The sequence below is a fragment of the Alcaligenes parafaecalis genome, assembly GCF_026344135.1.
GTDB classification, from domain to species: Bacteria; Pseudomonadota; Gammaproteobacteria; order Burkholderiales; family Burkholderiaceae_B; genus Alcaligenes; species Alcaligenes parafaecalis.
This window is the reverse complement of record NZ_JAPKNA010000001.1, coordinates 990525-1002036: the sequence shown is the minus strand read 5'-3', so window position 1 is coordinate 1002036 and position 11512 is coordinate 990525. Positions and strand designations below refer to the sequence as shown.

The window sequence follows — 11512 nt, the reverse complement described above, 5'->3', positions numbered from 1 at the left end:
GAAATCCACACCATGCAAGCATTTACTACTCATGAAGGTCTGGTCGCTCCCTTGGATCGGGAGAACGTGGATACGGACTTGATCATCCCCAAGCAGTTCCTCAAATCCATCAAGCGCACCGGCTTTGGCCCTAATCTGTTTGATGAACTGCGCTATCTGGATCACGGTGAGCCCGGCATGGATAATTCCCGCCGCCCGCTGAACCCGGACTTCGTGTTGAACCAGGACCGCTACCAGGGCGCTTCCGTGCTGCTGGCCCGCAAGAACTTTGGCTGTGGCTCCAGCCGTGAGCACGCTCCCTGGGCTTTGATGCAATTTGGCTTTCGCGCCATTATCGCGCCGTCCTTTGCCGATATTTTCTTCAACAACAGCTTCAAGAACGGCTTGTTGCCTATCGTCCTGAACGAGCTGGATATCGCCCGTCTGTTCGACGAAGTCAAAGCCTTCCCTGGCTACAAGCTGCGTATTGATCTGGCCGAGCAGCGCGTAATCACGCCTGAGGGTCGTGAGTTGTCCTTTACGATTGATGCCTCGCGCAAACACAGCCTTTTGAATGGTCTGGATGAAATTGGTCTGACCTTGCAGAAAGCGGACATGATCCGTCAGTACGAAGCCGAGCGTCTGGCCCGCCACCCCTGGCTGGTTGGGCAACCTTGAGCCCAGGTGCAGGTTTTGTAGAAGTCTCGCTGTTGCTGCCTTTCTAGGCGGCCAAGATGCTCCGGCCTTCAGGCCGGAGTTCTTCACTCTTACTCCCTAATTTTTACGTCCTATTCATCATGACTCATAAAATTGCAGTATTGCCCGGTGACGGCATCGGTCCCGAGATTACCGAACAGGCTCAGCGCGTGCTGGGCGCTCTGGGCATGGATCTGGAAATGACCGTGGTTCCTGTGGGCGGTGCCGCTTATGATTTGCACGGTCACCCCCTGCCACCCGAAACACTGAGCCTGGCTCAAAGCTCCGACGCTGTGCTGTTCGGCGCCGTGGGCGACTGGAAATACGACTCGCTGGAACGTCACTTGCGCCCCGAGCAAGCCATTCTGGGCCTGCGTCGTGCCATGGGCCTGTTCGCCAACCTGCGTCCCGCTATCCTGTACCCACAATTGGCTAACGCATCCACCCTGAAACCAGAAGTCGTGTCCGGTCTGGATATCCTGATCGTGCGTGAACTGACAGGCGATATCTACTTCGGTCAGCCGCGTGGCGTGCGTACCGTGGAAGAGGGTAATTTCGCGGGCGAGCGTCAGGGTTTTGACACCATGCACTACGCCGAAAGCGAAGTGCGCCGTATTGCCCACGTGGGTTTCCAGGCTGCCCAAAAGCGTCAAAAGCGCTTGTGCAGCGTGGACAAGTCCAATGTGCTGGAAACATCGCAGTTCTGGCGCGACATCATGATTGATGTGTCCCGTGAATATCCGGACGTGGAATTGAGCCATATGTACGTGGACAATGCCGCCATGCAATTGGTGCGTGCACCAAAAGAATTCGACGTGATTGTCACAGGCAACCTGTTTGGAGATATTCTATCGGATGAAGCAGCCATGTTGACGGGCTCCATTGGTATGTTGCCCTCGGCGTCCCTGAACGCATCCCAGCAAGGTTTGTACGAACCCAGCCACGGCTCGGCACCCGATATCGCCGGTCAGGACAAGGCCAATCCTTTGGCCACTATTTTGTCCGCTGCCATGTTGCTGCGCTATTCGCTCAATGCAGAAGACCAGGCCAAGCGTATCGAAGCGGCGGTTGCCAGCGTGCTCGAACAAGGTCTGCGTACCGGCGATATCTACGAAGAGGGTTGCCAATTGCTGAGCACCAGTGCTATGGGGGATGCAGTGCTCAAGGCTTTGCGATAGTATCTTTTATCGTTTTATTTTTTTATATATCCAGGTGGTATTACCATGACTCAAGCGGTAGGTTTGGTCGGCTGGCGTGGGATGGTGGGCTCCGTGCTCATGCAGCGCATGCGCGACGAAGGCGATTTTTCCCTTTTTCAGCCGGTGTTTTTCTCGACTAGCAATGCTGGCGGCGCAGCTCCTTCGTGGGCTGATGGTGCTGGCGCATTGCAGGATGCTCACGATATTGACGCTTTGAAAAAGTTGCCAATTATTGTGACCGCCCAGGGTGGGGATTACACAAGCCAGATCTACCCCAAGCTGCGTGCTGCTGGCTGGAACGGTTTGTGGATTGACGCGGCCAGCACGCTGCGCATGGACGAAAACTCCGTGATCGTGCTGGACCCGGTCAACCGTCCTGTTATTGATGCTGCACTGGCCAAAGGTGGCAAGCAGTTCATCGGTGGCAACTGTACCGTTAGCTGCATGCTGATGGGTCTGGGCGGTCTGTTCAACCAGAATCTGGTTGAGTGGATGACCAGCATGACCTACCAGGCGGCTTCGGGCGGTGGCGCACAACACATGCGCGAACTGCTGACTCAGTTCGGTCTGATCAACCAGTCCGTCTCCAGCCTGCTGGACGACCCGGCATCGGCCATTCTGGATATCGACCGCGGTGTCTTGCAGACACAGCGTGATCCTAACTTGCCTCAGAAAAACTTCGGCGTACCGCTGGGCGGCAGCCTGATTCCCTGGATCGACTCCGATCTGGGCAATGGCATGACGCGCGAAGAGTGGAAAGCTGGTGTGGAAACCAACAAGATCCTGGGCCGTGGTGCACAGGACAAGCACATTCCTATCGACGGTTTGTGCGTACGTATTGGTGCCATGCGCTGCCACAGCCAGGCTTTGACCATCAAGATGACGCGTGATGTTCCGCTGGACGAGATCACCGACATCCTGGCTGAAGGTTCCAAGTGGGCCAAAGTGATTCCTAACGAGCGTCAAGCAACGGTTCAGGCTCTGACTCCTGTTGCCGTGACCGGCACGTTGGATATCCCCGTTGGCCGTCTGCGCAAGCTGAACATGGGCCCCGAGTACCTGAGCGCCTTCACAGTGGGCGACCAGTTGCTGTGGGGTGCGGCTGAACCGCTGCGCCGCATGCTGCGCATCGCTTTGGGCGAGCTCTAATCATGGCTGGCCGTCTGCATCCTGTACGTACGCTGGGTTCGGCCCTGCTAGTGGCCGGGATGCTGGCGGCCGCGCCGGTTTCCGCTTTGGAAATCGGCCATAGTCGTTTGGTGTCCGCTCCGAATCAGGTTTTCAAGCTGGATGTGGGTATTCGACAGATCAGCCCTGAAGAAAGCCTGTCCTTGAAAGTGGCACCGGCTCCCTTGTCGGCCTGGCAACAGGCTGGCTTGACCCCTCCGGTGGATCTGGCTTCGTTGAAAGCCGTGATGGATCGGGACGGGCAGGGGCAAGTACGGCGCATTCGATTGTCTTCCGAGCAGATGTTCTCCGGCTCGGTCGCCGATGTGCTCTTGCAGATTCAAAGTGATAGCGGGCAGTTCCTGCATCAGGTCAGCGTTCTGGCTCCGGCCCCGGTGGCCGTGAAGGCAGCGACCCAGGCACCTGCAGGCCATCAGGCCCCTGTATCGGTACAGGTTTCGGCTTCGACTTCTTCATCCAATGTGCAGGCCCAAAGCGCAGTACGCGTGAAATCGGGCGATACCTTGCATGCGCTGGCTCGCCGCCATGCCGTGGACGGTGTCAGCTCCTATCAGTGGATGATGGCGGTACAAAAGCAGAATCCTGATGCGTTTATCGATCAGAATATGCACCGCCTGAAAGCAGGCAAGACACTGCAAGTGCCTGATGCGGCGACTATGTTGTCGATTGAAGATGCTCAGGCTCGTCGCTTCTATGTGGATCAGGCTCAGGCCTTGCGCTCCGCCGCACAGGTAGGGCAGGACCAGGCTGATGCGTCCCAAGGGGTGGCACAAACAGGCTCTGTTGAGTCGGGTGCTCAAGGCCAGGGTCAAGATCGTTTGCTGCTGTCGGCAGGGGCCGAGGCCCGTGATGCCAAACAGCAGTTGCAACACGAGTTGCGCGAGACCGGTGATCGCGTCTCGCAACTGGAAGACAATGTGTCTACTTTGGGTCGTGCCTTGCAGTCCCAAGGCGAGGCCGCCAAGGATTTGGTTCTGGACTCGGCTAATGAGCTGGGTCTGAGCGATTCGGGCAGTGACGCTGCGACTAGCAACACCCATTCTGGCGCTTCGGGCGCCGCATCTTCTGCCGCCGTGGCAGGAGCGATTACCGTGCCTTCCGAGTCCGAACAGGGCAAGATGGCCGGTGCAGTTAACAAGGCAAAAAAGACCGTGTCCTGGATTCAAGAACATATGTTGGCCGTGATGGCCGTGGTACTGGCGTTGATCGTGGTCCTGGTGACCTGGGTCTTGCGTCGTGCCAATAGTGAAAACCGCAATGGCGATGATTCTCCTGCGCCTGTCAGCGAAGCGATGGTCCGGGAAAAACTGGAAAAAATCAATCTGGATCTGGATGAGCCGCCTTCGGACGAGCCTCCTGTACGTCAGTAAGGCAAGCCCACCATGAGACGTATCGCACTGGGTGTCTGCTATGAAGGGACATCCTGGCTGGGTTGGCAAAGTCAGGCCGGTGGAAACACCGTTCAAGATGTTCTGGAGCAGGCACTGGGCCGTTTTACGGCCCAGCCTGTTTCTACGATCTGCGCCGGTCGCACTGACACCGGCGTTCATGCCTTAAATCAAGTGGTTCACCTGGACACGGCTGCTGAACGCAGCCTGGAGTCCTGGGTGCGTGGCCTCAATGCCTTGTTGCCAGATTCCATTGCGGTGCAATGGGCGCAAGAGGTGCCGGATGACTTCCACGCACGCTTCTCGGCCCAGGGCCGTCACTACGTGTACCTGTTGCGCCAGCACCGGGTGCGCTCCCCCTTGTTGCAGGGACGCGTGGCCTGGGTGTATCGATCCCTGGATCTGGCCCTGATGCAAGAGGCTGCCCAGCATCTGGTGGGCGAGCATGACTTCAGTGCTTTTCGTTCCTCGCAATGCCAGGCGGCCAGTCCGGTGCGCACCATGTCGCAGATTCACATTGAACAGCAGGGCGATTTTTTCCTGTTTCGTTTCAGCGCTAATGCCTTTTTGCATCACATGATTCGTAATCTGATGGGCATGCTGATTTATATCGGGCAAGGACGCCAGCCCCCATCCTGGGTGCTGCATTTATTGGCGCAGCGGGACCGCCGTTTATCGGCTCCCACCTTCGATGCCAGCGGCCTGTATCTGGCCGGGGTAGATTATCCCGAGCAGTTTGGTATCCCCACCAGTAATCCCTACGATTTGCTCTATGAATTGAGCGGATTGCGCTTTGGTGAAACGGCCTGAAAAAAAATGATGATTTAGCCCGTTTCTAAAGGGTTTATCCCCGGTATCCGAACCGGCTTCACATGCTTCAATCGTATAAAATGTGAGGCCATTTTCTTTATTACATTCTTATCTGTATAAGGCCGACCACCTTCGGGCATTAGCCACAAGCGAATCCAGAGGGCGACCATATCCTGAGCAAGGCCATGAAATTCTTCTTACGATTGTCTAGTTTGATCGACCGTCTGAATACGGTCGTTGGTAAGTCCGTGACCTGGCTAACCCTGATCGTGGTGTTGGTCAGTGCAATTAACGCCATCGTGCGCAAAGTATTTGGCGTCAGCTCGAACTACTGGCTTGAATTGCAGTGGTATTTGTTCGGTGCAATTTTCTTGTTGGCAGCGGGTTACACCTTCTTTGTCAATGAGCACGTACGGGTGGATGCCCTGGCGGAACGATTCCCGCCCCGGGTACAGGTCTGGATCGATATTATCGGCGTGATCTTTTTCCTTCTACCAGCCACGCTGCTTATATTCTGGCTCTCCATTCCTTTCTTTGAGCAATCCTATGTGCTGAACGAACTCTCCTCCAATACCGGGGGGATGATACGTTGGCCGGTCAAGTTACTGATTCCTGTCGGGTTTTTCTTATTGGCCCTGGCGGGGGTGTCTCACCTGATCAAATGCATAGGCTTTTTGCGTGGCGCTTGCCCGAATCCTTTGCGGGCCTCGGGTGGTCTCAGTGCCGAAGAACAGCTTGCCCAGGAAATCCGCGAGATCGCCCAGGCAAATGAAGTAGCAACCTCTGTTTCCAAGGGCCAGTAACAATGGAATTTCTGATTGATAATCTGGCCCCGATCATGTTTATTAACCTGATCGTGTTTTTGCTGTTGGGTTTCCCGGTTACGTTTACCCTGTCCGCCATCGGCGTCCTGTATGGACTGGTCGCCATTGAGCTGGGCATGATGCAGCCTGCCTTGTTCCAGGCTTTACCGCAGCGCGTGTTTGGCATTGTCGAGAACGACACCTTGTTGGCGGTTCCCTTCTTTACCCTGATGGGGCTTATTCTTGAGCGATCAGGGATGGCGGAGGACTTGCTCGATACCATTGGTCAGTTGTTCGGCCCTTTGCGTGGCGGTCTGGCGATTGCGGTGGTGCTGGTCGGTGCCATGCTGGCTGCAACGACAGGGGTGGTGTCGGCTTCCGTTATTTCCATGGGTCTGATTTCTCTGCCCATCATGCTGCGCTATGGCTACGATCGAAGGCTGGCGACAGGGGTGATTGCGGCCTCCGGAACCTTGTCACAGATTATTCCGCCGTCTATCGTGCTGATCATTCTGGCTGACCAACTGGGTCGCTCCATCGGTGATATGTACCGTGGCGCGATGTTGCCGGGCTTGCTGTTGACTGCGGTGTATATCCTTTACATCGTGGTGATGTCCTACATCAAGCCTAAATCGGCACCGGCCTTGCCGCCAGAGGCACGTGTCTACGTTGAAGAAAACGGCAGTCGCGGTTTGACCTCGCTGGTTGTTTTGACGCTGGTGGCAACCGCAGTAGCGTACTTCGGTTCGCAGCATTACTTTGCCACGCACCCCAATATCCCTATGGATGAGCACGTGGTGGTGGTGCTCTTGCTGTGGGGGGTGACGGCCTGGGTGATCGCACTGATCAACAAGCTGCTCAAGCTGAAGATGTTGTCCAAGATTGCCGAGCGCGTGGTGTTTGTCATGGTGCCGCCGCTGTTCCTGATCTTCCTGGTGCTGGGCACGATCTTTATTGGTGTAGCTACGCCAACTGAAGGTGGGGCGATGGGGGCTGTTGGTGCCATCATCATGGCCGTGTCGCGTGGCCGTCTGTCCTGGAAGCTGCTGCGTCAGGCCATGGAGTCGACCACGCGCTTGTCCTGCTTTGTGGTCTTCATTCTGGTGGGTTCGACGGTCTTCAGCTTGAGCTTCCGTGGCATCAATGGCGACCTGTGGGTGGAGCACCTGCTGATCGACATGCCGGGCGGTGAATGGGGCTTCCTGATCATCGTCAGCATTCTGACCTTCCTGCTGGCTTTCTTCCTGGACTTCTTTGAGCTGGCCTTTATTATTGTGCCGCTGCTGGGACCGATTGCCGACAAGATGGGGATTGACCTGATCTGGTTCGGTGTCTTGCTGGCGGTCAATATGCAGACCTCCTTCATGCACCCGCCGTTTGGCTTTGCCCTGTTCTTCCTGCGCTCTGTAGCCCCGAAAGAGGACTACACCGACAAGGTGACGGGCGAGCGCATCAAGCGGGTGGCTACAACGGATATTTACTGGGGCTCGGTGCCATTCATTATCATTCAGTTGTTGATGGTGGCGGCGGTGCTGGTCTTCCCCGGATTGGTCACGCACTACAAGCATGGCGAAGTCCTCTTGGAGGATTCTCAAATCCAGTTCGGCACAGAATCGACCTATGGTTCTGACAGCTATGGATTTGGAACGGATGACGCCGCCAGCAGTTTCCAATAAAGTCGGTTTATGATTCACACGGGGGCATCAAGCCCCCGTTTTTTATTCAAGGATATGTGATGTTCAGCCGTACCCGAGTCAAGATTTGTGGCTTTACCCGAGCGCAGGATATTGATGCTGCCGTGCAATTAGGTGCGGACGCGGTGGGCTTTGTGTTCTATCCCAAAAGCGCCCGCATGCTTAGCACCGAACAGGCCGCGGCTCTGCGGGCTCGCGTTCCCGCGTTTGTGCAGGCAGTTAGTCTGTTTGTGAATGCGTCGCCCGAATTTGTGCAGGAAATTCTGGAACAGGTGCAGCCGGATTTATTGCAGTTCCACGGGGAGGAAAGCCCTGAAGAATGCCGTCAGTATGCGCATCCTTACATTAAGGCCTTTCGTGTGGGTGCACCCGGTCTGGATACGGTAGAAGGCTTGCTGGAGCATTGTTTGAAGTACCGCGATGCACGGGCCTGGCTGATGGATGGTTATCACGATGCCTATGGCGGTACGGGTACCGCTTTTGATCCGGAATTGATCCAGGGCCTGCAAGCTCGCCTGGAAGGTCAGGATGGTTTGCCTCCATTGGTCCTAGCTGGGGGCATGCGTATCGACAATGTGGCGGAGCGGGTCGCTTTGCACCGACCTTATGCGATTGATGTCAGCAGTGGTGTAGAGCTGGAACCTGGCATCAAATGCCATACGAAAATGGGCCAATTCATGCAGGTATTGAGCAGTGTTTCCCTGAGCTAGGGAATCTTTCAGCATTCAAGCTGTCTGTTGGTATTGGCCCGACCCGCTTTTGGCGGGTTTCTTTTTATTTGGTCTTGTCAGGATTTATGTTTATGCAAAGCATACAGCTTGGTCCCTTTACCTTTGCCACGCCTTTGTTTGCGTTTATGGTCGCGGCATTACTGGGGCTGTTTCTGGCCGCCTGGCTGGATCGACGCAAGCAAACCCGTGCTGAATCGGTGCTATGGCGCGCCATTGTTTTGGGTGTGGTAGTGGGCCGTCTGGGTTTCCTGATCCAGCAGTGGGAGTTTTACCAGAGTGAACCTTTAAGCTGGCTGGACCTGCGCGACGGCGGTCTGATGATTCCGGCGGCCGTCACAGCAGGCTGGTTCTATGTCTTGTGGCGTGTGCTGCGTGACAAGGCGGTGTTGCCTGCCGCGGCGGGTGGTTTGGCGGTGGGGGTGGCCGCGTTTTCGCTCATCATGGTGGCGACGGGCAGAGGGGGCGTGGAAACGGCCATGCCTTTGCCAGAAATTGATTTGATCCCCATGGAGGCGCAGTTCAGCGCACCTGACAATCTGGATCTCTACAAGGGTAAGGTTACGGTTGTGAACCTGTGGGCGAGTTGGTGCCCACCGTGCCGCCGTGAAATGCCCGCTTTCAAGCAAGTCCAGTCCAGCCGCTCCGATGTGAATATTGTGTTCGCCAATCAGGGTGAGGAACTGAAGGTGATTCAGCAATACCTGAACGAGGAAAATCTGGAGCTGGGCAATATGTGGCGCGACCCGCAAATGAAGTTGGGCCAGGCTGTGCGCAGCCGAGGTTTGCCTACGACTCTGTTTCTGGACGAGCAAGGTCGCTTGGTGGACGTGCGGGCCGGGGAGCTATCGGCAGCGACCTTGAATGACAAGATCAACAAGTTGCAGTAAGGAAATTGGGTTTGGCGTCAGCGAGACTGTGACGATGCAAGCCAGGAGCATAGGGCTGGTGTAGCCAGGGCTTGATACTCGGGTCCGCCGCCCCGTGTGACGGTATGGCCTTATTTGTAGCGTATGGAGTAGGGCGTTGGAGCAGGAGCTGCTTCAGCGCTCTTTTCGTTTGGGCTGTTGTCGAGCTTGGGATTTTATGCGGACGCTTGTTAAGAATGTATGGCTTGTTAATTTGTGATTAATAAGTCTGTTAATGGTTTTTTAATAATTAATTTAATTATTTTTATTTTTTTATTAATTAGGTGCTCTCCTGTGTTTTGATTATTTAATTTAATCGCAAAATAGCGGTTTTCAAAGGTTTTAAAACGATATTCATTGCTACTATGTGCCGAGGTTTTTCATCTGTTTATAAGGATTTAGCCATGAATTTGACAGATAAAGGCACGAAGACCGCCAAACTTTCAGCACCCGATAGAATTATTTACGCAGATAATCACCTTATTCATGGGCCGGATGATATTACGGCATATATGAAGGGTGTTTGTTATGATGCTGCGGCTTATATGCGTTATTTATATAACGCCAAAATTACTTACGAACAATTAACGTCCATATCCGCTCAGAACTGGCTGCCTTTATTTAATTTCGCCAAAGGCAGGAAGTGGGATGGGCAAAGCTCCTTGCCCGGTGGTAAAGCCATTGGTTTTTGTCGAGTCACTGGCATGCAGTTTTTCCATGCAGCCATTGCCGTTGGCGGCACCGAGATCCGGGCGATCAATGGCGGTCTCTTGGGGGCAGGGTGGCTGCATCCCGTGGATTTGCGCAAGGTGCTGAATCAAAAGAATCCGGATGGCTCGTTCAAGTACGACGGCACCAATATTTTTGTATACATCTCGGATTTGTAAATAAGCTGAAACCAGCCATTGAAAGGCTCTTGAAGACTGACTAACAAGCTGCCTTCAGGAGCGAATCAAACTGCTGGTTTTGCTTTGGTACTCCATCAGAAAAAAGGCCCGGTTTCCTGTAAACCGGGCCTTTTTCATTTGCCTTGCGATCAGGCCTTTTGCAGGCTGATTTTTTCTTCCGGGGTTTCCGGGCGCTGCGCATAGCGATTGGCGATAAAGGCGCAGGCCATCAATTGAATCTGGTGGAAAATCATGATGGGCAGCAGGGCCGGGCCAATGGCGGCACCGGTAAACAGTACCTGCGCCATCGGTACACCCGTTGCCAGACTCTTTTTGGAACCACCGAAGACAATCGTAATTTCGTCTTCTTTGTTGAAGCCCAGTTTGCGAGCCAGCCAGGTTGTCAGGAACAGGATGATGGCCAGCAAGACGATGCAGACGACCGTCAAAATAGCCAGAGATTTGGGTGGAACGGCTTGCCACAGACCGCCGATGACCGAGGCACTGAAGGCGGTGTAGACCACCAGCAAAATAGAGGACTGGTCCACGCTACGCAGCCATTTGCGGTTGCGATCCATCCATTTGCCAATCAGCGGGCGCATCAAGTGGCCGACCACAAAAGGCAGCAACAACTGCAGGCTGATCTTTTTGATTGCTTCCAGGGTGGAGGTGGCCGAGCCACCGTCCGCATCCAGCAGCAGCTTGAGCAAGACGGGGGTGAGCACAATACCGATCAGGCTGGAGGCCGAGGCGCTGCAAATGGCGGCGGGGACATTACCACGAGCAATCGAGGTAAAGGCAATGGCCGACTGCACCGTGCCGGGCAGGGCACACATGTACAGAATGCCAATAAACAAAGGCATGCCCAGCAAAGGCAACAAGAGGGGCTTGGACAGCAGACCCAGCAGCGGGAACATCACAAAGGTGCAGCCAAAGACCAGCAGGTGCAAACGCCAGTGGGTGGCCCCGGCGATGATGGCTTCACGGGACAGCTTGGCGCCGTGCATGAAGAACAGCAGGGCAATGGCCAGGCCGGTGATCACATCAAAGATCACCGCGCCTTGGCCGTAGGCGGGAAAGAAACTTGCTAGAGCCACAACGCTGATCAGGATCAGGGTGAAGTTGTCAAAAAGCAGTCGCAGTTGAGAGAGCATGGGTTTGTTAAAGGCTTGAAAGGCTTGCGTTAAGAAAGGCCTCACTTTACCGTAGACCTTTTTGGGGGTTTATCGCTA

11 protein-coding genes are annotated in these 11512 nt (G+C 55.0%); 10 read left to right on the top strand and 1 reads right to left on the bottom strand.

The genetic code is table 11. From position 1 onward, the window contains the following. The first annotated feature begins 12 nt into the window (after window positions 1-12). The 10 genes from leuD to OSH09_RS04630 all read left to right on the top strand — a co-directional run bounded on the left by leuD (window position 13) and on the right by OSH09_RS04630 (window position 10280). Window positions 13-657 (top strand): 3-isopropylmalate dehydratase small subunit, encoded by a 645-nt coding sequence (gene leuD, locus OSH09_RS04675; protein WP_207874987.1) that lies wholly within the window; start codon window positions 13-15, stop codon window positions 655-657. 119 nt (window positions 658-776) lie between these two features. Further along, window positions 777-1853, top strand: coding sequence for a 3-isopropylmalate dehydrogenase (gene leuB, locus OSH09_RS04670; protein WP_266120310.1), 1077 nt, complete (start codon window positions 777-779; stop codon window positions 1851-1853). A gap of 45 nt (window positions 1854-1898) precedes the next feature. After that, on the top strand, window positions 1899-3023 hold the full coding sequence (gene asd, locus OSH09_RS04665) for an aspartate-semialdehyde dehydrogenase (protein WP_207874986.1): 1125 nt from the start codon (window positions 1899-1901) through the stop codon (window positions 3021-3023). Window positions 3024-3025: 2 nt separating this feature from the next. Continuing rightward, entirely contained in the window at window positions 3026-4432 is a 1407-nt protein-coding gene (locus OSH09_RS04660; RefSeq protein ID WP_266120309.1) for a type IV pilus assembly protein FimV, read from the top strand. 12 nt (window positions 4433-4444) lie between these two features. Further along, window positions 4445-5260: a tRNA pseudouridine(38-40) synthase TruA gene (truA, locus tag OSH09_RS04655; RefSeq protein WP_266120308.1), complete on the top strand. Its 816-nt coding sequence runs from the start codon at window positions 4445-4447 to the stop codon at window positions 5258-5260. A 185-nt stretch (window positions 5261-5445) separates the two neighbouring features. Then, complete coding sequence (locus tag OSH09_RS04650; protein ID WP_266120307.1) at window positions 5446-6063, top strand: TRAP transporter small permease subunit; 618 nt, start codon at window positions 5446-5448, stop codon at window positions 6061-6063. A gap of 2 nt (window positions 6064-6065) precedes the next feature. Continuing rightward, a complete protein-coding gene (locus OSH09_RS04645; protein WP_266120306.1) occupies window positions 6066-7739 on the top strand; it encodes a TRAP transporter large permease in 1674 nt (557 codons plus the stop codon). Between the two features lie 59 nt (window positions 7740-7798). Next, window positions 7799-8467, top strand: a complete 669-nt coding sequence (locus tag OSH09_RS04640) for a phosphoribosylanthranilate isomerase (RefSeq protein WP_266120305.1) — start codon at window positions 7799-7801, stop codon at window positions 8465-8467. A gap of 92 nt (window positions 8468-8559) precedes the next feature. Continuing rightward, window positions 8560-9375, top strand: coding sequence for a TlpA disulfide reductase family protein (locus OSH09_RS04635; RefSeq protein ID WP_266120304.1), 816 nt, complete (start codon window positions 8560-8562; stop codon window positions 9373-9375). A gap of 422 nt (window positions 9376-9797) precedes the next feature. Continuing rightward, window positions 9798-10280: an urea amidohydrolase gene (locus tag OSH09_RS04630; RefSeq protein ID WP_243430278.1), complete on the top strand. Its 483-nt coding sequence runs from the start codon at window positions 9798-9800 to the stop codon at window positions 10278-10280. 149 nt (window positions 10281-10429) lie between these two features. Here the strand turns inward: OSH09_RS04630 and OSH09_RS04625 are convergent, their stop codons facing one another. Beyond that, complete coding sequence (locus tag OSH09_RS04625; RefSeq protein WP_207875739.1) at window positions 10430-11434, bottom strand: bile acid:sodium symporter family protein; 1005 nt, start codon at window positions 11432-11434, stop codon at window positions 10430-10432. Window positions 11435-11512: the final 78 nt, after the last annotated feature.

Excerpts from the sequence above, each read along its gene's own strand:
- leuD (WP_207874987.1), top strand. The coding sequence starts at position 13 with ATGCAAGCATTTACTACTCATGAAGGTCTGGTCGCTCCCTTGGATCGG.
- leuB (WP_266120310.1), top strand. The coding sequence starts at position 777 with ATGACTCATAAAATTGCAGTATTGCCCGGTGACGGCATCGGTCCCGAG.
- asd (WP_207874986.1), top strand. The coding sequence starts at position 1,899 with ATGACTCAAGCGGTAGGTTTGGTCGGCTGGCGTGGGATGGTGGGCTCC.
- OSH09_RS04660 (WP_266120309.1), top strand. The coding sequence starts at position 3,026 with ATGGCTGGCCGTCTGCATCCTGTACGTACGCTGGGTTCGGCCCTGCTA.
- truA (WP_266120308.1), top strand. The coding sequence starts at position 4,445 with ATGAGACGTATCGCACTGGGTGTCTGCTATGAAGGGACATCCTGGCTG.
- OSH09_RS04650 (WP_266120307.1), top strand. The coding sequence starts at position 5,446 with ATGAAATTCTTCTTACGATTGTCTAGTTTGATCGACCGTCTGAATACG.
- OSH09_RS04645 (WP_266120306.1), top strand. The coding sequence starts at position 6,066 with ATGGAATTTCTGATTGATAATCTGGCCCCGATCATGTTTATTAACCTG.
- OSH09_RS04640 (WP_266120305.1), top strand. The coding sequence starts at position 7,799 with ATGTTCAGCCGTACCCGAGTCAAGATTTGTGGCTTTACCCGAGCGCAG.
- OSH09_RS04635 (WP_266120304.1), top strand. The coding sequence starts at position 8,560 with ATGCAAAGCATACAGCTTGGTCCCTTTACCTTTGCCACGCCTTTGTTT.
- OSH09_RS04630 (WP_243430278.1), top strand. The coding sequence starts at position 9,798 with ATGAATTTGACAGATAAAGGCACGAAGACCGCCAAACTTTCAGCACCC.
- OSH09_RS04625 (WP_207875739.1), bottom strand. The coding sequence starts at position 11,434 with ATGCTCTCTCAACTGCGACTGCTTTTTGACAACTTCACCCTGATCCTG.